Source organism: Undibacterium sp. MH2W (assembly GCF_049340215.1).
GTDB lineage: Bacteria > Pseudomonadota > Gammaproteobacteria > Burkholderiales > Burkholderiaceae_D > Undibacterium.
This window is the reverse complement of record NZ_JBMPPA010000005.1, coordinates 219,907-237,785: the sequence shown is the minus strand read 5'-3', so window position 1 is coordinate 237,785 and position 17,879 is coordinate 219,907. Positions and strand designations below refer to the sequence as shown.

At 49.3% G+C, this 17,879-nt stretch carries 20 protein-coding genes; 14 read left to right on the top strand and 6 right to left on the bottom strand.

Translation table 11 applies throughout. From position 1 onward, the window contains the following. Nucleotides 1-15: 15 nt before the first annotated feature. A complete protein-coding gene (locus ACO0K2_RS13985; RefSeq protein WP_423019819.1) occupies nt 16-2,004 on the bottom strand; it encodes a prolyl oligopeptidase family serine peptidase in 1,989 nt (662 codons plus the stop codon). Nucleotides 2,005-2,919: 915 nt separating this feature from the next. Here ACO0K2_RS13985 and coxB point away from each other — a divergent pair. From coxB to ACO0K2_RS13955, 6 genes are read left to right on the top strand one after another with little or no spacing between them, the layout of a single operon-like run. Then, nucleotides 2,920-4,092 carry a cytochrome c oxidase subunit II gene (coxB, locus tag ACO0K2_RS13980; protein ID WP_423019817.1) on the top strand — a complete coding sequence of 391 codons (1,173 nt, stop codon included), beginning with the start codon at nt 2,920-2,922 and terminating at the stop codon, nt 4,090-4,092. Between the two features lie 26 nt (nt 4,093-4,118). Further along, entirely contained in the window at nt 4,119-5,732 is a 1,614-nt protein-coding gene (ctaD, locus tag ACO0K2_RS13975; protein WP_423019815.1) for a cytochrome c oxidase subunit I, read from the top strand. Then, complete coding sequence (locus ACO0K2_RS13970; protein WP_423019813.1) at nt 5,732-5,899, top strand: cytochrome oxidase small assembly protein; 168 nt, start codon at nt 5,732-5,734, stop codon at nt 5,897-5,899. Before ctaD ends, ACO0K2_RS13970 begins: the two co-directional genes overlap by 1 nt. Before the next feature lie 12 nt (nt 5,900-5,911). After that, nucleotides 5,912-6,502, top strand: coding sequence for a cytochrome c oxidase assembly protein (locus ACO0K2_RS13965; RefSeq protein WP_423019811.1), 591 nt, complete (start codon nt 5,912-5,914; stop codon nt 6,500-6,502). Next, entirely contained in the window at nt 6,499-6,714 is a 216-nt protein-coding gene (locus ACO0K2_RS13960; RefSeq protein WP_423019809.1) for a DUF2970 domain-containing protein, read from the top strand. The genes ACO0K2_RS13965 and ACO0K2_RS13960 overlap by 4 nt, the downstream gene beginning before the upstream one ends. Nucleotides 6,715-6,754: 40 nt before the next feature. After that, the gene (locus tag ACO0K2_RS13955; protein WP_423019807.1) at nt 6,755-7,615 is read left to right on the top strand and encodes a cytochrome c oxidase subunit 3; all 861 of its coding nucleotides are present in this window, start codon (nt 6,755-6,757) and stop codon (nt 7,613-7,615) included. A 186-nt stretch (nt 7,616-7,801) separates the two neighbouring features. Here ACO0K2_RS13955 and ACO0K2_RS13950 read toward each other — a convergent pair whose 3' ends face one another. Then, on the bottom strand, nt 7,802-8,002 hold the full coding sequence (locus tag ACO0K2_RS13950; RefSeq protein WP_423019805.1) for a twin transmembrane helix small protein: 201 nt from the start codon (nt 8,000-8,002) through the stop codon (nt 7,802-7,804). A gap of 149 nt (nt 8,003-8,151) precedes the next feature. On the opposite strand from ACO0K2_RS13950, the gene ACO0K2_RS13945 reads away from it, so the two are divergent. The 5 genes from ACO0K2_RS13945 to ACO0K2_RS13925 are packed head-to-tail and all read left to right on the top strand — an operon-like array spanning nt 8,152 to nt 12,093. After that, nucleotides 8,152-8,919, top strand: coding sequence for an SURF1 family protein (locus tag ACO0K2_RS13945; RefSeq protein ID WP_423019803.1), 768 nt, complete (start codon nt 8,152-8,154; stop codon nt 8,917-8,919). Further along, on the top strand, nt 8,879-9,514 hold the full coding sequence (locus ACO0K2_RS13940; RefSeq protein ID WP_423019801.1) for an SCO family protein: 636 nt from the start codon (nt 8,879-8,881) through the stop codon (nt 9,512-9,514). Before ACO0K2_RS13945 ends, ACO0K2_RS13940 begins: the two co-directional genes overlap by 41 nt. Before the next feature lie 5 nt (nt 9,515-9,519). Continuing rightward, nucleotides 9,520-10,608 carry a COX15/CtaA family protein gene (locus ACO0K2_RS13935; RefSeq protein WP_423019799.1) on the top strand — a complete coding sequence of 363 codons (1,089 nt, stop codon included), beginning with the start codon at nt 9,520-9,522 and terminating at the stop codon, nt 10,606-10,608. Nucleotide 10,609: 1 nt separating this feature from the next. Beyond that, nucleotides 10,610-11,494 carry a heme o synthase gene (gene cyoE, locus ACO0K2_RS13930; protein ID WP_423019797.1) on the top strand — a complete coding sequence of 295 codons (885 nt, stop codon included), beginning with the start codon at nt 10,610-10,612 and terminating at the stop codon, nt 11,492-11,494. A 2-nt stretch (nt 11,495-11,496) separates the two neighbouring features. Beyond that, nucleotides 11,497-12,093 carry an SCO family protein gene (locus tag ACO0K2_RS13925; RefSeq protein WP_423019795.1) on the top strand — a complete coding sequence of 199 codons (597 nt, stop codon included), beginning with the start codon at nt 11,497-11,499 and terminating at the stop codon, nt 12,091-12,093. A 101-nt stretch (nt 12,094-12,194) separates the two neighbouring features. On the opposite strand, the gene rpoH is transcribed toward ACO0K2_RS13925, so the two are convergent. From rpoH to ftsY, 4 genes are all read right to left on the bottom strand, one after another. Then, a complete protein-coding gene (gene rpoH, locus ACO0K2_RS13920; protein WP_423019793.1) occupies nt 12,195-13,085 on the bottom strand; it encodes an RNA polymerase sigma factor RpoH in 891 nt (296 codons plus the stop codon). A 385-nt stretch (nt 13,086-13,470) separates the two neighbouring features. After that, nucleotides 13,471-14,385 (bottom strand): cell division protein FtsX, encoded by a 915-nt coding sequence (locus ACO0K2_RS13915; RefSeq protein ID WP_423019791.1) that lies wholly within the window; start codon nt 14,383-14,385, stop codon nt 13,471-13,473. Nucleotides 14,386-14,409: 24 nt separating this feature from the next. Then, nucleotides 14,410-15,087 (bottom strand): cell division ATP-binding protein FtsE, encoded by a 678-nt coding sequence (locus ACO0K2_RS13910; protein WP_423019789.1) that lies wholly within the window; start codon nt 15,085-15,087, stop codon nt 14,410-14,412. 20 nt (nt 15,088-15,107) lie between these two features. Then, complete coding sequence (ftsY, locus tag ACO0K2_RS13905) at nt 15,108-16,190, bottom strand: signal recognition particle-docking protein FtsY (protein ID WP_423019787.1); 1,083 nt, start codon at nt 16,188-16,190, stop codon at nt 15,108-15,110. Nucleotides 16,191-16,306: 116 nt separating this feature from the next. On the opposite strand from ftsY, the gene rsmD reads away from it, so the two are divergent. The 3 genes from rsmD to ACO0K2_RS13890 all read left to right on the top strand — a co-directional run bounded on the left by rsmD (nt 16,307) and on the right by ACO0K2_RS13890 (nt 17,855). Further along, nucleotides 16,307-16,936: a 16S rRNA (guanine(966)-N(2))-methyltransferase RsmD gene (rsmD, locus tag ACO0K2_RS13900; RefSeq protein ID WP_423019785.1), complete on the top strand. Its 630-nt coding sequence runs from the start codon at nt 16,307-16,309 to the stop codon at nt 16,934-16,936. An 84-nt stretch (nt 16,937-17,020) separates the two neighbouring features. Further along, the gene (gene coaD / locus ACO0K2_RS13895) at nt 17,021-17,515 is read left to right on the top strand and encodes a pantetheine-phosphate adenylyltransferase (RefSeq protein ID WP_423019783.1); all 495 of its coding nucleotides are present in this window, start codon (nt 17,021-17,023) and stop codon (nt 17,513-17,515) included. 82 nt (nt 17,516-17,597) lie between these two features. After that, nucleotides 17,598-17,855: a YfhL family 4Fe-4S dicluster ferredoxin gene (locus ACO0K2_RS13890; protein WP_423019781.1), complete on the top strand. Its 258-nt coding sequence runs from the start codon at nt 17,598-17,600 to the stop codon at nt 17,853-17,855. The last annotated feature ends 24 nt before the right edge of the window (nt 17,856-17,879 follow it).

Sequence of the window (17,879 nt, the reverse complement as noted above, 5' to 3'; positions counted from 1 at the left end):
TGGGCGAGCACTCTTTTATTGTGGTGCCAAGTTCTGATCTAAGAATTTTTCTACACGCCCCCAGAAGTCGACTCGATTTTTCAGGAGACGCCATCCATGGCCCTCCTCAAAGTACACAACCCATTCCACCTGCTTGTTGGATTTGGCGATGGCATCACGGAAGATTTCGCCGTGTTTGATCGGCACGCGGCGGTCCGCACCACCATAGGCCATCAGCAATGGTTGTTTGATGGATGCAGCGAGATTGACGGGGGATGTTGCTTTGAGTTGCTCGGCGTCCTTGACCTGATCACCAACGAGCACCGGCATACCGTAGTTCTGCCACTCTATCGTTGCGTCATTCGACCAACTTGATTCAAACATCAGATTGATGTCCGTGACACCAACCCACTCAATGCCGCAACGGAACAACTCAGGGTTCTTAGCAAGTCCCATCAACGTTGCATATCCACCATAACTCGCCCCCGCGATACAGATGCGGTGTGGATCAGCGTAGCCTTGGGCAATCGCCCAGCGAGCACCGTCTGCGATATCTTCCTGCATGCTGAGACCCCATTGTTTGAATCCCGCTTGGAAATGTTTTAAGCCGAACCCTGTGCTGCCGCGGAACTCAGGCTGGAGTACTGCATACCCGCGTGAAGCGAGGAACTGTACTTCAGGATTCCAACCCCAATCCGCTCCGCGTACCCACGGTCCACCATGAACGAGCACAACGAGCGGTAAATTTTTTTTCTCGCCACCCTTTGGTAAGGTGAGGTAGGCAGGAATCGATAAACCATCCTTTGCTGGGTAATGAACAAAATCCTGCTTTGCCATGTCTTTGGGATTGATGGCAGGATGCGTCTTTCCAATCAGCGATAACTCGCCACTCTGTTGGTGATACAAATAATAGACGACGGGTTGACGGTCAGAAAATGCTGCAACGACAACAAAGGGATCGGTGTGATGACGCGATAAGCTTAATTGATTGATCGTGGCTGGTAATAACTGATCGATTTTTTTCTGGATGGCATCAATGTCTTTATCGAGCCAGACAGTGCCTGCAGCATCGGTCACAAAGCGGACGCCAACAAGCTTGTTCTTTGTATCGTCCATGAGTAATTTGCCTTCAAAATCAAATCCCTCAAGGGTGACCAGTGGCTCCGATGCTATTTTGTTTTGCGTGACGTCGTAACGATAGACTGCGCTGGTATCTTTGCCTGCGTTGCTTGTGACATACAGGGACCCGTCTGGTCCAATGGACTCGGGGTTAAATTGACGGGGGGGAAATTGCGGAAACTCATCCAATTTACGCCATTCCTCATTGGCAGGATCGAGATAGAAGACCTTTATGATGCCTTTATCGAGTGTGACATTGACCCTTGGCGTACCGGCAGGATCAATCAGCCATTGAATCGTATTGCCCGCGCGTTGGTAGACGGTTGATCGACCGGATTTGGTGTCGAGCTTCAGTAATTTAATTGCTTTGACGTCACCGATATTACTTCGCGCATACTGCCCCACATAAACATCATTCGTTTCCTTGTGATGGTCGGTGGCAATGAGCCAGGTATAACCAGTGAGTTGTTTCGAGACAATGTTCGTACTGATCCTGTTAATCATGCTCTCTGGTACAGGGCTGGCGAGTTCCATGCGCTCTGTGCCATCCATATTGACAGCGAACAAACCGGGATAAAAACGCACATCGCCTTCGCCAACATCGTGAAATCCCGCGTTATACACCAGTCGCTGATTGTTCACCCAGCTAAAAGAAGCCACGTCCGCATTGGAGAAGTTGGCCACAATGCGTGGTGCCATGGTAGCGAGATCGAGAACGACGAGCTGCAAGTAACCACTCGATTTTTGCGGAACCAACATGGCTAAGGTTTTACCGTCTGGGGATAACGTGGGCTTTTGTATTTCAGGGTTTTGAAAAAATGCATCGATAGGTGGTTTTTCGGTCGCCTTCGCAGGCAGAGAAGCGGTCGATGTGAGGCCAGTAACAAGGGCCATTAACGTGACCATGACAGATTGATGTAGACGTTTGAGCATAATGGAAGAAACGAAAGATAGGCAGAAACAACACGATTAACGTGTCCCCGATGCTACGATAACTATTAATTTATTGGCAATTAAATGTAACAAAGGTGTCGCTTTTTAAATACGTAGGGTGCTCACGTGTCGGTGTGTTCCCCTCAATAGCTGGCACTATTCATATTGCATTGACACAAAACTGTATGACCTATCTGAGGTTGTCGTGTGCTCGGCCATTGGCGGCCAAAAGAGGGGGAGAACAGGTGGGGTCTAGATCAAACGTATTTCTTTTGCTTTTTTTGCTTCATTGGAAAATGCGGTGCATTGTGCAAACGCACATTTAACGCAGATCAAAAACAGTTGTAAAAACAAATAATGTATTTCTTTAAGATTTGTTTCATTTGAGCCAGATCAACGATTTCTGTCACGCATTCTGCTTGATATCCTTTCACTTTCCATCTTATACTCAAGTCGTTGTAGAAGTTGCCAGTTCGCACTTTGTTAGGTCTTATGCAAAAAATGCCGCTGTTGGTATCAAAGCTTCAAGGTTCAACCTAGTACAATTTGCACTGCCTTCGTCGATATGGTGTAGTCGGAAAATGAACCACTTTGCTGTCCGGTTCCTACCGACAAAACGAATAACCGCATTGATCAATGGTCGATGATGGATATTTCCCTAGCCCCGAATGCATTTGCGCCTTGCAGTGATCGTTTGCGTGAGCTCTGAATGTCATTGTTGTCATGATGGTGTGCGCTGGTGCACAAATCATAAAAGAATAGGATGATGCAGGAAGGTCTTTGGTAGGACGACGGCGGACGGGCACAATCGTGTTCCCGTGGTTCATCGCTTGCTATGGCTTGAATGCGTTACTCCTAAAGAATTCTAATCGGGGTTTTGGGGATAACATGAAACAAGCAAAGCGATTAAAGTCGTTCCTGCTGGGGGCGTCGCTTCTGGCAGCCAGTTTGCCGACATGGGCCGTGGTCGATAGCCAAGGTGGTCCAGCGGTACGTGAGCTCAATTTGCAAACACCTGTCACGCAAATAGCTGAACAGATTTACTCAATTCATAATTTGATGCTCATTATCTGCCTCGTGATCTTCGTGGCAGTATTTGGCGTCATGTTTTACTCTATCCTGAAGCACCGCAAATCTCTTGGTCACAAACCAGCTACATTTCACGAGAGCACTTCCGTTGAAATCGCTTGGACCATCGTTCCGTTCTTAATTGTGATCGGTATGGCATTGCCAGCAACGAAAACCGTTGTCGCGATGAAAGACACATCCAATGCGGATATCACCATTAAAGCCACCGGTATGCAGTGGAAATGGGGCTATGACTATCTCAAGGGCGAGGGTGAAGGGATTTCCTTCTTGTCCACACTTGCTACTCCACGGACGCAGGTCGGCGCACCAGGCGTCGCGCCAACGGAAGCGCGTGGTGATAACTACTTGCTCGAAGTTGACAATGAAGTCGTTGTTCCGGTCAACAAGAAAGTACGTTTGATCACGACAGCGAACGATGTGATTCACTCATGGACCATTCCCGCTTTTGGCGTGAAACAAGATGCGATTCCTGGCTATGTTCGTGATACCTGGTTCAAAGCCGAAAAGGTTGGTATCTATCGTGGCCAGTGCGTTGAGCTGTGCGGTAAAGAGCACGCGTTTATGCCAATCGTCGTCAAAGTCGTATCGGAAGAAGACTACAAACTGTGGGTCGACGGTAAGAAAAAAGAAATGGCGGCCAAAGCCGATGATCCAAACAAAGTCTGGACCATTGACGAGCTGAAGCAACGTGGCGAAAAAGTGTATGCATCGAACTGTGTCGCCTGCCATCAGGCGTCGGGTAAAGGTGTGCCTGGTGCGTTCCCAGCGTTAGATGGTTCTGGTGTCGTTGCTGGTCCAAAAGACGCGCAGGTGCATCTGCTGTTGAATGGTAAAGGTGTGATGCCATCCTGGAAGGCAACGCTGTCTGATACCGAAATTGCTGCCGTGATTACTTATACCCGTAATAACTGGTCCAATAAGTCCGCAGAAAACATTGTCCAGCCAGCCGAAGTGTTGGCTGCGCGTAAGTAATTGCACAGAACAGTACAGGAGACAAGATGAGCACAACAACCGTTGATCACGCACACGATCACGATCATTCTCATGGTCACGACCATGACCACGCCCATGACCATCCCCATGGTTGGCGTCGTTGGTTATTTGCGACGAACCATAAAGATATCGGCACACTGTATCTGTGGTTCGCTTTCACGATGCTGCTGTCGGGCGGCGTCTTGGCATTGATTATCCGCGCCGAGTTATTCCAGCCTGGCTTGCAATTGGTGCAACCTGAATTCTTTAATCAATTGACCACCATGCACGGATTGATCATGGTGTTCGGTGCGATTATGCCGGCCTTCGTGGGATTTGCGAACTGGATGATTCCATTGCAAATCGGTGCATCCGATATGGCATTTGCACGGATGAACAACTTCTCGTTCTGGCTGATGCCACCTGCAGCGATTTTGCTGGTGACCTCATTCTGGGTACCCGGCGGTGCGACTGCGGCTGGCTGGACACTCTATGCACCGTTGTCCACCCAAATGGGCCCTGGTATGGACATGGCAATTTTTGCTGTGCATATCATGGGTGCGTCCTCGATCATGGGTTCGATCAACATCATCACCACGATTCTTAATATGCGTGCCCCAGGCATGACATTGATGAAAATGCCGATGTTCTGCTGGACATGGCTGATCACTGCTTACTTGCTCATCGCTGTGATGCCCGTGTTGGCAGGTGCGATCACGATGACGCTGACAGACCGCCATTTTGGTACGTCGTTCTTTAACGCTGCGGGTGGTGGTGATCCAGTGATGTATCAACACATCTTCTGGTTCTTCGGTCATCCTGAAGTGTATATTATGATTTTGCCAGCGTTCGGCATCATCTCCCAGATCATTCCTACCTTTGCTCGTAAGCGTTTGTTTGGCTATGCATCGATGGTGTATGCAACAGCGTCTATTGCGATTTTGTCTTTCATCGTCTGGGCGCATCACATGTTCACAACAGGGATGCCAGTCACCGCGCAATTGTTCTTCATGTACGCCACGATGCTCATCGCTGTACCAACAGGCGTGAAAGTGTTTAACTGGGTAGCGACAATGTGGAGAGGCTCGATGACATTCGAGACGCCTATGTTGTTTGCTGTTGGTTTTATTTTCGTGTTCACGATGGGTGGTTTTACTGGCTTGATTCTGGCGGTTACACCGATCGACATCCAGTTGCAAGACACTTACTACGTGGTAGCGCACTTCCACTATGTGTTGGTGGCGGGTTCTCTGTTCGCGCTGTTTGCGGGTTACTACTATTGGGGACCAAAATGGACCGGTTTCATGTACAACGAAACACGCGGCAAAATCCATTTCTGGGCGAGTTTGATTTTCTTTAACGTGACCTTCTTCCCAATGCACTTCTTGGGATTGGCGGGTATGCCACGTCGTTATGCCGACTATCCAGCGCAGTTCACGGACTTTAACCAGATTGCAACGATTGGTGCGTTTGGTTTCGGTTTGAGCCAAGTCTTCTTTATTCTGGCTGTGGTGATTCCATCGATCAAAGGTGGCAAACCAGCCCCAGCGAGCCCATGGGAAGGTGCTGAAGGCTTAGAGTGGACAGTGCCAAGTCCTGCTCCTTTCCACACGTTTGAAGAGCCTCCTGTCTTTAAATAATGAATGAAAACCGACGCTGCGCCTCCAACGCAGCGTCATGGAAAGCATCTGTCACCATGAAAAATGATCAAAAAAAGCCTAACAATTTGAGAACGGCGCTAATCCTTGCGTCTGTTGCGGTGATTTTTTTCGCTGGCGTGATCCTGAAGCAAACCCTGCGTTTTTAAAACGGGAGTCGCATGTCTCTGGAAGACCCGAAGTTGTTGGATTCAGTTAAAAAATTAAATGCGACGATGTTAGGGAAGTTGATTGTTGTCGCGGTAGTGATGTTTGGTTTTGGCTATGCGCTGGTTCCTGTTTATAAGCAAATTTGTGAAATCACCGGCATTAACATTCTGACGCCAAAAGATATTTCAGCGAAAGATCTGACGAATTCACAGATTGATCGCAGTCGTGAAGTGACGGTTGAATTTGACGCCAATACGCAAGGTCCATGGCGTTTTCGTCCAACGGTGCCTAGTATGAAGGTGCACCCGGGCGAGATGTCGCAGATTATGTATGAGGTGGTGAATAAGCAGTCTTACAAGATGGATGCGCAGGCCATTCCAAGCTATGCGCCTCAACAGGCGAGCGCCTACTTTAAGAAGATTGAATGTTTTTGTTTTAAGCAGCAAACGCTGGGACCGAATGAAGCACGACAAATGCCCGTTGTGTTTTATATCGATCCTGCCCTTCCGCCAGATGTGAAGACGATTACGTTGTCGTACACGTTTTTTGAAGTTGGTGGTGCAGCAAAAGTGGGTAGTGCAACAGAACAAGGTAAGTCATGAGTGATAGCAAGGAAACGAAAAAGCGCGATGCGTCTTTTTTTCAGGCAATGAAAGCAGTATTTTGGTCGTTTCTTGGTATTCGGAAGAAAAATGATTACGAACAGGACGCAGCGAAGCTGAACCCCATTCACGTGATCATTGCAGGGCTGATTGGTGCGTTGCTCTTTATCGGTACGCTCATCATGATCGTAAAACAAGTTGTCGCAAAATAACAATTCTAGTAAGCATATTCAATTGCATCAGGAGATGGAAATGAGTTCTTCAAACGCGAAAGCGCCATATTATTTTGTGCCAGGGCCATCGCAATGGCCAGTGCTGGCAGGGTTTTCTTTATTACTCACCATGTTCGGTGCATCTGCTTGGGTGAACGGCTTAGGTTGGGGCCCTTACGCTAATGGCGTTGGTATTTTTCTGACACTGGTCGTGTTGTATAACTGGTTCGGCGATGCGATTGCGGAGTCTGAAAGTGGTAAATACAGTGAGCGTATTGACGTCTCTTTCCGCTGGAGTATGAGCTGGTTTATTTTCTCCGAAGTGATGTTTTTTGGCGCGTTCTTCGGTGCATTGTTTTACGCACGCAGTATTTCAATGCCATGGCTGGCTGATCTCGATCACAAAGTGTTGTGGCCTGATTTTTCTGCACAGTGGGGCAATACCGGTCCTGCAGGCACGATTGAATCGTTCCGAACAATGACACCATTCCCGATCCCAACGATCAATACGGCCTTGTTGCTGACATCGGGTGTGACACTGACAATCGCCCATCATGCGCTGCGTGAAGGTCATCGTGCAAAAACAGCATTCTGGCTGTTTGCGACGATCTTGTTGGGTGCAACGTTCATGGGTTGCCAAGCGTATGAATACATTGAGGCCTACCATGAACTGAACCTCAAATTGACTTCAGGTATTTACGGCTCAACATTCTTTATGTTGACGGGTTTCCACGGATTCCACGTCACGATGGGCGCGATCATGTTGTCTGTGGTGTTGTATCGTGTGATGAAAGGTCACTTTACACCAGAGCACCACTTTGCCTTTGAGGGCGCAGCATGGTACTGGCACTTTGTTGACGTCGTTTGGCTCGTCTTGTACGTTGTTGTGTACTGGTTGTAAGTCAAGTTTCGCACAGCATTGACTGAAGAAAGCCGCACTGCATCAGTGCGGTTTTTTTGTGCCCTTACCAGCGGCATACCGTGCATTGATCTCAGGAGCGGATGATCCCGATCAAGCCATGACGAACCATGACGATCCATGATGATTCATGAAGTGGATATGGTCGGTGATGTCGTTGCGTTTGGTTTAGCGGATACCAGTCGGTTGAATGAGACCAAAGTGATGAGCGATCAAAATCAACAAAAATAAGCTAACCGAAAAACCAACCCTCAATGCCAACGCTTTGACTGTTCGGTTACTCTTGCCTTTGTCTTTCATTAAAAACACTAAGGCAGATCCCATACTGACTATAATCAGGATAAAAGCGATGGCGACGAGAATTTTCATGCGTAAACTTTATGATGACGTCATACTAGGTTGAATACATTGTCCGCTGATATGACATTGATCGATCCGCCTCAATGTTGATATCGTTGCCTGCCAACAGCGCGTTATGCGCTTGAGGATTTCTATTGTAATACTTTCGTTCTGTGCCCATGTCTATTTCGTTTCGCTTGAAATTTTTTCCCTTCGTTGCGACGGTTGTGGTGGTCAGCATCGGTATAAGCCTCGCACAATGGCAAACGCGCCGTGCGCTTGAAAAAGAGCAAATCGCTGGCCAAATCAAGGCACTATCGCAACAGCCTGCGGTGCACGTCGGATCAGAAAAAGCATTATCATCTATCCCACCGTTCAGCCACGTTGTGATGCGTGGTGAATATGTTGCACAGTGGCCGTTATATTTGGATAACCGACCGATGCAGGGGAATGCGGGTCTCTATGTCTTGATGCCCTTTCGGCTGGAAGGAACGCAATCCTACGTGCTCGTCGCCCGTGGATGGCAAGCGCGGAACCAACAGGACAGGAAAATGCTCCCACCGTTGTCTACGCCGACAGGGACGGTAGAAATTGAAGGTATCGTGCGTCAACAGTTAGATCGTGTGATGCAGTTGGGACAAGCCGATGTCCTCAAGCCAGCGGCGATTGTGCAGAATATCGATATCGCTCAACTTGCTCAACAAAGTCGGTTGTCATTTGAACCGTTGATTGTTGAACAGGTATCGGATACGGGCGATGGTTTGCTGCGTCAGTGGCCGATGCCGTCTGCTGGGGTGGAGAAACACCGAGCCTATGCCTTCCAATGGTATGCGTTGTCTGCAATGGCATGCCTTTTTTTTGTTGTGACAGGAATTCGTCGTGGAAAACACAAAGTATCAGACACCAATGCCCACCATAGCGCCACCGACCATGCGACAACCCGCTGAGACGGCGAAAGGCCGTTGGAAGTTATTACTCATCATCGCCGTCTGCGCGGCCCCGATGATTGCGTCTTATCTCTCGTATTACGTCATTAAGCCCAGTGGACGTACTAACTACGGAACGATTCTCGATCCGCGTCAGTACCCTATGCCTGAGCTGCATGCCCGATTACTCGGCGACGAGACGCCTGCTGTGACCGGAAAGCCCACTGGCCTCGCTGCTTATCAGGGTAAGTGGATCATGCTAACGGTGGATAGTGGCACTTGCGCTGACGCGTGCCAGAAAAAGCTCATTGACGTTCGTCAGGTCCGATTAACGCAAGGGAAGGAAATGGACCGTATTGAGCGCGTCTGGTTATTGACCGACGATCAGCCCGTTGCCACGACCTTGCTGCGTGAACACGATGGCTTACATGTGATGCATGCGGACGTGAAGGCCTTGCAAGGATGGTTGCCAGCAACAGGTGAGTCACAGGTCAGTGATCATATTTACATCATCGATCCACTCGGCAACCTGATGATGCGCTTTCCAAAAGATGCCGATCCCAATCGCATCAAAAAAGATCTGGGTAAATTATTACGCGCTTCGGCGATAGGTTAAGTCTTATGTTGTTGCAACTTGCTCTGACAGGACTCGGTGTCGCGGTGATCCCGTTTTGCCTGGTGTTCTTGTCGAAAGAAAAAAATAAACATCGCAAGCTCATTGCCGTCACGGTGGCACTGACGTTTGAATTGATTATGTTTGGGGCATTTACTCGCCTCACCGATTCAGGACTGGGTTGTCCTGATTGGCCAGGCTGCTACGGTCAAGCGAATCCTTTATTGTCCCATCAAGAGATTAAAGCGGCAGAGATCGCCATGCCGCAAGGGCCTGTCACTGTCCAGAAAGCGTGGATCGAAATGGTTCATCGTTATTTGGCCATGAGCGTTGGCGCGCTGATTTGTGCGCAGGTGGCACTGGCGTGGATTCGTAGAAAAACGACGTCGATATCGCCTTGGCTATCCACCTCGACCTTGCTTTGCGTCTGTGTTCAAGGTGCTTTTGGGGCGTGGACCGTGACGCTGAAACTGCAACCAGTCATCGTGACTACCCATTTGCTCCTTGGTATGAGTTTGCTGGCGCTGTTGGCAGCGGTGCTTGAGCAACACCGGACTCCTTTGCGCGTGAGTTCGCCCGCTACGTTATTGCTCAAAGCCCTCGCTTTACCTGCCGCCTTGGCCTTATTATTGGTTTTTGTGCAAATTGCATTAGGTGGTTGGGTAAGTACTAACTATGCGGCACTTGCTTGCGCTGATTACCCTTTGTGCCAGGGGCAGGTGGTCCCAACGATGGATTTTGAACAGGGGTTTACGTTATGGCGCCAATTAGGAAAAACAGCCAATGGAGAGTATTTGCCTTTCCCAGCACTGGTAGCAATTCACTGGGTTCACCGAAACGTTGCGTTGTTGGTGCTGGCGGTTGTCAGCTATGTTGCTTGGCGGGCGATACGCACACCGGGTATTGAATCATTGGGAAAAAAACTTATGGCGGCCATCATTTTCCAAGTTGTGATTGGCATTTCTACCGTCTTTTTTTCGTGGCCTTTACTGTTAGCAGTTTTGCACAATGGTGGTGCGGCAATGCTAGTGCTGTTACTGACCATGTTAAACTATCGTGTTAGGCATGCGAGCCATGCAGCCAGTTCAGTGATTTAACATGACAACTTTAAGTTTGCCCTCCAACCGTCTCGCTCAGTATTGGGCGCTGACAAAGCCGCGTGTGACGCAATTAGCCGTATTTTGCGCTGTCATCGGCATGTTTCTCTCTACCCCAGATTTACCAGACTGGCGCATTGTTGTGCCAGCAACAATCGGTATCTGGTTGTTGGCGGGTGCTGCCTTTGCAGTGAATTGCCTCGTTGAACGAGAAATCGACGCCCGCATGGCACGTACTGCACGTCGCGCTACCGCACAAGGTGAGATCAGTGCGCTCCAGACCCTTGTGTTTTCTGGCGTCATTGGCGGGGCAGGGATGTGGATCCTCGATACGATGGTGAATCCACTCACCATGTGGCTGACGTTTGTCACCTTTGTGGGCTATGCCATTATTTACACCATCATTCTGAAGCCCTCGACGCCACAAAATATCGTGATCGGTGGTCTGTCAGGGGCGATGCCGCCTGCGCTAGGGTGGGCTGCTGTGGCGAATGATGTGCCGATGCAAGCGTGGTTGCTGGTGATGATTATTTTTATCTGGACGCCACCGCATTTCTGGGCCTTGGCAATGTATCGCCGTGACGACTACGCGCGTTCCGGTTTGCCAATGCTGCCGATTACCCATGGTCCTCGAATTACCCTGTTGCATATTTGGCTCTACACCATCGCTTTATTTGCCACAACCATGTTGCCGTTTGCGGTGCACATGAGTGGTTTGATTTATCTGATCAGTGCGGTGTTGCTGGGTGGTATTTTCTTATGGTACGCATGGCAGATGCTGCGCAACTATACCGATATCTTGGCACGTAAGACCTTCACTTACTCCATCGTCTACTTGTCGTTGCTCTTCGCAGCGTTATTGGTCGACCATTACTTGAAATTTTAATCATGCTGAAAAAGCTCTCTTCCCGTTTTTTGCTCATCGTCACTTTAGCGATGGCGTCACTGTTGTCAGCGTGTAATCCACCTGCAGAAAAATTTAGCAATACCGACATTACAGGGATTGATTACGCCAAGGATTTTGCACTGACCGACCACAACGGCAAACCCCGTACCTTGGCCGACTTTAAAGGCAAAGTGGTAGTCATGTTTTTTGGTTATACGCAGTGCCCTGACGTGTGTCCAACCACGATGGCCGAGATGGCCGATGTCATGAAGCAATTAGGCCCGCAAGCAGACAAAGTACAGGTAATTTTCGTGACGATTGATCCTGAGCGCGATACTCAAGCGTTGCTGGCGTCGTATGTCCCTAACTTTGATCCGCGTTTCTTAGGTATGTACGGTGATGCCGCAGCGACAGCAAAGGTGGCGAAAGAGTTTAAAGTGTATTACCAAAAAGTACCTGGTAACGCGCCTGACAGCTATACCATGGACCATACCGCAGGGAGCTATGTGTTTGATACCGAGGGACATATTCGCCTGTTCTTACGCCATGGACAGGGAACAGCACCAGTGGTGCACGATCTCAAATTGTTGCTGAAATAAAGCAGCGAAGAAGACATTCACTGGCAATCTCATCGAGACTGCCAGAAAACAAAAAAGCACGCGACGCAAATCGTGTGCTTTTTTTTGGGCGCTTGGCTTTTTTACGCGTAACTTGCCAGCGCACCTTTCATTTTTTTCAATGCAGCACTTTCGATTTGGCGAATACGCTCAGCAGAGACGCCATATTCGTCCGCCAATTCATGCAGTGTCGCGCCTGAGCCGTCGTCATTTTTCAACCAGCGTGCCTCGATGATATGGCGTGAACGCGCATCCAATTTGGACAAGGCGCTTTCTAAGCCTTCACTTTGCAAGCGGTCATATTGACGCGTTTCAAGCACACGGGTTGGCTCATCGGAGTCGGTCTTCAGATAAGCGATGGGTGCGAATTTTTCGTCATCGTCATCCGTTGGCGCATCCAATGCGATATCGTGACCTGACAGGCGCATTTCCATTTCAATGACTTCTTCGCGTTTTACGTCCAAAGTCTTTGCCAAAGCGTCGATCTGCTTTGGAGACATGGTTTCCAAGCCTTCTTTATGGCTGCGCAGATTGAAAAACAGCTTACGCTGCGCTTTGGTGGTTGCTACCTTCACCAAGCGCCAGTTTTTCAGGATGTATTCGTGCATTTCCGCCTTGATCCAATGCATGGCGTAAGACACCAAACGCACACCTTGATCTGGATCGAAGCGTTTAACGGCTTTCATCAGACCAATGTTGCCTTCTTGAATCAGATCGGCGTGGGGCAGGCCATAACCTAGATAACCACGGGCAATGGAAACAACTAAGCGCAGATGTGACATAACCAATTGCTGCGCAGCGCCCAGATCATTGTCTTTGCGCAGGCGACTTGCCAGATCGATTTCTTCTTCATGGCTCAGCATCGGCAAACGATTGACGGCAGAGATGTAAGCGTCAATATTTCCGAGCGTGCCACTAAAACCCAGTGCCAGTGCGGTGCTCTCTGTCGTAGGGATAAGTTGTGTCGAAGTCATTGCGAAGGTTCCTCCTCATTGCTGCCAGTCTGATTAAAAATAATCAAACTGAGCGGTATAAGCCCTTATATTAGCACTCTCTGAAGAAGAGTGCTAATAGTTGAAATTGATGGTCCAATCTCAGACTGGTAAGCGTCAAATTTGCCATGGGGAAAGATGATGACCATTCCCTTTTTGTGCCTTGAAAATTATATTTTGACAATAAAATACGATTTTCCCGACAGCGTCATGGCGACAACATGTGTCTATGGCGTCATCAATAACGATTCAGCGTCTATTTAAGGGTATTTAAGGCTGATCAATTACCTATTTACCCTCGTTAGAGTAGTGAAAACAAAAAAAGTTGCATCACTTGTTTGATGCACGACCGCGTGGGAGCAAAAGATCAGCTCGCTCGGGCCAGTTGGCGTCGTACGGACAGGTAAGCACCACATAAGCCAAGGAACATACTGACTGCCAGTAATCCTAAGCTTGGTAAGATGCCCAATGGTGTCAGTCGGAACTCTGAGGCATAGAGCTTGGCAAATTCAGCAATCGCCTTGTTCAGTGGTGCCAGGGACGCGGCAATCGCACCGAGTGCCAGAACGCCTGCCAGTAGTCCTAATAACGCACCAGTGTAGTAATACGGGCGGTGAATAAAGCTGTTGGTTGCCCCCAATAAGCGGGTCACAGAGATTTCTGCTTGATGGGAGATCACTTGCAGCCGTGTTGCGTTAAATACCACCACAATCACCACGACACCCAGCGTAATGGCCATAAACAACAAACCCATTTGGAAAATCTGTACCAGTGCCGCCAAGCGTTTGACCCATGCGGAATCTACTTGGACCACGTCGACATCTTGCAAAGCTTTGATTTGTTCAACCAAGCGGTCTAATTGAGCGGCGTCGTTATTCGACAGCGACAACACGTAGGCATCCGGCAGGGGATTGCCGCCTAATGTTGATAAGACCTCTGCAAGGCTGGACGAGTCTTGCATCGAAGATAACGCTTTTTCTTTGGGGATAAAAGACAGTTTTCCAGTGATACCGTCTTCTTTTAGCAAGCGCTTGATCGGAAGGGATAAGGCTGTCGCACTTTCGCGTGGTGTGTCTGGGCTCACGAAAATACTGATTTCGGGCTCAATCGACAATTGCGAAGAAATAGGGCGAATATTTTCTATCAGGGTGAGGCCAGCAATCGGCAGTGCCAGTGCAATGGCAACGACCAATACGTTAAATAAAAAATTTCCAGTGCCGGCACGCAGATGGGTAAAGGCACTTTTTAACGCAAACAGATGCTCACGAAACCAGATGGTCATAGAAAATTCCTTGAAAAGACGTGATCAGGCGGCGATATGGTTACCATTCCAGGCATCCGTGATTTGTCCGTTATTGAGATAAATCACGCGGCTTGCTTGATCCAAAAACTGTTCATCGTGGCTGGAAATCAGGCACGTCACGCCCGCGCTTTGGAAGACCTTGAGCGCATTTAACACCTTGTTGGCGTTATCGCGGTCCAGAAAGGCAGTGGGTTCATCCGCGAGAATAATTTTGGGCCGATTCACAATCGCCCGTGCAATCGCCACACGTTGCTGTTCGCCGCCAGAGAGGGTCAATGGAAGCGCATGGGCTTTATCGACCAGACCTACCTTCTCAAGCGCAACACGGGCACGGGACTCTGCTTCGTGCGCAGCCGCGCCAGTCACGATGAGGGGTAACATCACATTCGAGAGAATGCTACGATCATTGAGCAGCTTTTGGTCTTGCAGAATCAAGCCGAGTTTTCGGCGCAAATACGGCAGACTGCCTGCTTGCAACTTGCTCATGTCCTGACCATTGACCATGACACGACCACTGGTCGGCTTCTCGATACCCGCGATCATTTTTAATAACGTTGATTTGCCTGCCCCAGACGGTCCTGCTAAAAAAATCAGCTCACCGTCTTGAATGGTCAGAGAAATATCACGTAAGGCACAGGCATCGCCGGCATACAGTTTAGAGACGTTATCGAATTCGATCATGGCGGAGTAATGAGCGGGCTCTAGTTAAATAAGGCGTCGACAAATTCTTGCGCATTGAATGGCTGCAAATCTTCAATCTGCTCGCCAATACCAATAAAGTACACCGGAATGGGACGATTTTTAGCGATCGCAGCCAGCACGCCGCCTTTGGCTGTTCCGTCCAGCTTGGTAATCACCAAACCCGTCAATTGCAATGCATCGTCAAAGGCACGGACTTGCGCTAAGGCATTTTGACCTGTATTACCGTCAATAATGAGCAAGACTTCTTGTGGCGCGCCCTCCATCCCTTTGGCGATGACGCGTTTGATCTTTTTCAGCTCTTCCATCAGATGCAATTGCGTTGGCAAGCGACCAGCGGTGTCGACCATCACAACGTCTGTTCCTTTGGCGCGGGCAGACGCAACGGCATCAAACGCAACGGCAGCTGGATCACCGGATTCTTGCGAAATCACCGTAATATCATTGCGCGCACCCCACACGGACAATTGTTCGCGGGCTGCAGCGCGGAACGTATCGCCGGCAGCCAAGAGCACCGATTGTCCGTGAACTTGCATGTGCTTGGCCAATTTGCCAATCGTCGTCGTTTTGCCGGCACCATTGACTCCGGCGATCATCATCACCATTGGTTGATGGCGACCAAGTTCGAGGGGTTTTTGCAGTGGCGTCAGTAAATCTAACAATAAAACCTTCAGTGCTGCCTTGACTTGCTCTGCGTCAGTCAGTTTTTCATCTTTGACTTTCTTTTTCAGGGCATCCAGCAAATATAAGGTCGCTTCGACGCCTGCATCAGAAGTCAGCAGCGCGGCTTCTAATTCGTCATACAGTTGGTCATCGATTCGCGCGCCAATGAATAATGTCGTGAGATTGGACGACGTTTTTGCCAAACCTGTCTTTAAACGACTCAACCAAGAGCGTTTTTGCTCCACGGGGGCTGGCGTCGGCTCACTCGTTGCGGGGGTTTGGTGGTCGACGACTGTCTCTATGACGGCGGCGGGAATCACCTCTGCAGGAGCAGGGCTGACGCTTGGAGAAGCAGGCGCAGCAACGCTTTGCGGCGCTGGCGCTGGCTCATCTTTGGGTTTTCTTTTGAAAAAACTAAACATCGGGGATGATTTTGTCGGAAGATGGATGGCTGTCAACAGCCCACCCAAGTATTATAGAATGCTGCCATTCTAACAGACCACGCCCGGTAATTCGATTTACCAGTGTCAAGCAAACAATGAAACCCAAGACCAAAAAGCCTCTTTCCCCGCAACGCGCCGCCCATCAGGTCCGCATCATAGGAGGACAGTGGAAGCGTAGCCTGCTGAGTGTGATCGAGGCCGAAGGCTTACGACCAACGCCAGACCGTGTCAGAGAAACCACATTTAACTGGCTCAATCACTTGGTCGATGCCCATTGGACGCCATTGCGCTGTCTTGATCTGTTTGCAGGCAGCGGCGCATTGGGCTTTGAAGCCGCGAGCCGTGGTGCCGCGCAGGTGGTGATGGTGGAGTCACATACGCCCGCCTTTAAGCAGCTAGAGCAGGTCAAAGCGAAATTGCAAGCCGCGCAGTGCCAGTTAATTCGGGGTGATGCAGGCAAAGTCCTTGCCAATGCGTCGGCGCAGGGTCAGCAATTTGATGTTATTTTCTTGGATCCACCGTTTGAGCAAGGCTGGTTAGCGAAAATCTTGCCTTTGTGTAAAGAAGTGATCCATGCACGTTCTTGTGTCTATGTCGAGTCTGAATTCCCGCTCGAACCCGAGAGCGATGATGAAAATATGCAGGCACTGCTGAGTGGATGGCAGGTGATACGTGCCGATAAAGCAGGAAGTGTGTATTTTCATATTTTGCAATGCAACATCTGAGCACGTAAACCGCACGAAAATCAGGCATAATGGCAGATCAAATTGGTGCATATGATTATGCAATTAGCGAAAATAGGAGTGAAGATGGTCACAGCCGTATATCCGGGAACATTTGATCCGCTGACCCGCGGTCACGAAGATCTGGTACGTCGCGCTTCAGGTTTGTTTGATACGCTGGTGGTGGGTGTTGCGGATAGCAAAAGCAAAAAGCCATTTTTTTCACTCGAAGAGCGTCTGAATATTGCCAATGAAGTACTGGGGCACTATCCGAACGTGCGGGTGGAGAGTTTTTCAGGGCTACTCAAAGACTTTGTCCGGAAAAATGACGCGCGCGTGATCGTGCGTGGTTTGCGTGCTGTGTCTGATTTCGAATATGAATTCCAGATGGCAGGGATGAACCGTTATCTGCTGCCCGATGTAGAAACCCTGTTTTTGACACCTTCTGATCAATACCAGTTTATCTCCGGCACGATTGTGCGCGAAATTGCGATGTTCGGTGGTGACGTGTCTAAATTTGTCTTCCCCTCCGTTGATCGTTGGCTCAAGCAAAAAGTCGCCGCTGCGAACGAAAACAAATAAGTACTGCAGCCCATGGCGGCTGCATCAACATCAGATCGGGCACCTCGCCTGGTCTGAAGTGTAGAAAGAGAAGTGAGTAAGTATGGCTTTAATGATTACCGACGATTGCATTAACTGCGACGTGTGCGAGCCCGAATGTCCTAATGACGCGATTTTCATGGGTCCGGAAATTTATGAAATCGATCCCCATAAGTGCACTGAATGTGTCGGTCACTACGATGAACCACAGTGCAAACAAGTCTGCCCTGTGAACTGCATTCCATTCAATCCAGAATGGCGCGAATCGAAAGATCAGCTACAAGCCAAATACGAACGTCTGCAGGCGGAACAAACAAAGTAATACCCTAAAGAGTCATGGTGGTCG

Coding starts and splice junctions, on each gene's coding strand:
- rpoH (WP_423019793.1), bottom strand. CDS start 13,085: ATGACTTCGACACAACTTATCCCTACGACAGAGAGCACCGCACTGGCA.
- ftsY (WP_423019787.1), bottom strand. CDS start 16,190: ATGTTTAGTTTTTTCAAAAGAAAACCCAAAGATGAGCCAGCGCCAGCG.
- ACO0K2_RS13955 (WP_423019807.1), top strand. CDS start 6,755: ATGAGTTCTTCAAACGCGAAAGCGCCATATTATTTTGTGCCAGGGCCA.
- ACO0K2_RS13915 (WP_423019791.1), bottom strand. CDS start 14,385: ATGACCATCTGGTTTCGTGAGCATCTGTTTGCGTTAAAAAGTGCCTTT.
- ctaD (WP_423019815.1), top strand. CDS start 4,119: ATGAGCACAACAACCGTTGATCACGCACACGATCACGATCATTCTCAT.
- cyoE (WP_423019797.1), top strand. CDS start 10,610: ATGACAACTTTAAGTTTGCCCTCCAACCGTCTCGCTCAGTATTGGGCG.
- ACO0K2_RS13970 (WP_423019813.1), top strand. CDS start 5,732: ATGAATGAAAACCGACGCTGCGCCTCCAACGCAGCGTCATGGAAAGCA.
- coxB (WP_423019817.1), top strand. CDS start 2,920: ATGAAACAAGCAAAGCGATTAAAGTCGTTCCTGCTGGGGGCGTCGCTT.
- ACO0K2_RS13940 (WP_423019801.1), top strand. CDS start 8,879: ATGCCCACCATAGCGCCACCGACCATGCGACAACCCGCTGAGACGGCG.
- ACO0K2_RS13890 (WP_423019781.1), top strand. CDS start 17,598: ATGGCTTTAATGATTACCGACGATTGCATTAACTGCGACGTGTGCGAG.
- ACO0K2_RS13910 (WP_423019789.1), bottom strand. CDS start 15,087: ATGATCGAATTCGATAACGTCTCTAAACTGTATGCCGGCGATGCCTGT.
- ACO0K2_RS13935 (WP_423019799.1), top strand. CDS start 9,520: ATGTTGTTGCAACTTGCTCTGACAGGACTCGGTGTCGCGGTGATCCCG.
- ACO0K2_RS13945 (WP_423019803.1), top strand. CDS start 8,152: ATGTCTATTTCGTTTCGCTTGAAATTTTTTCCCTTCGTTGCGACGGTT.
- ACO0K2_RS13925 (WP_423019795.1), top strand. CDS start 11,497: ATGCTGAAAAAGCTCTCTTCCCGTTTTTTGCTCATCGTCACTTTAGCG.
- coaD (WP_423019783.1), top strand. CDS start 17,021: ATGGTCACAGCCGTATATCCGGGAACATTTGATCCGCTGACCCGCGGT.
- ACO0K2_RS13985 (WP_423019819.1), bottom strand. CDS start 2,004: ATGGTCACGTTAATGGCCCTTGTTACTGGCCTCACATCGACCGCTTCT.
- ACO0K2_RS13960 (WP_423019809.1), top strand. CDS start 6,499: ATGAGTGATAGCAAGGAAACGAAAAAGCGCGATGCGTCTTTTTTTCAG.
- ACO0K2_RS13950 (WP_423019805.1), bottom strand. CDS start 8,002: ATGAAAATTCTCGTCGCCATCGCTTTTATCCTGATTATAGTCAGTATG.
- rsmD (WP_423019785.1), top strand. CDS start 16,307: ATGAAACCCAAGACCAAAAAGCCTCTTTCCCCGCAACGCGCCGCCCAT.
- ACO0K2_RS13965 (WP_423019811.1), top strand. CDS start 5,912: ATGTCTCTGGAAGACCCGAAGTTGTTGGATTCAGTTAAAAAATTAAAT.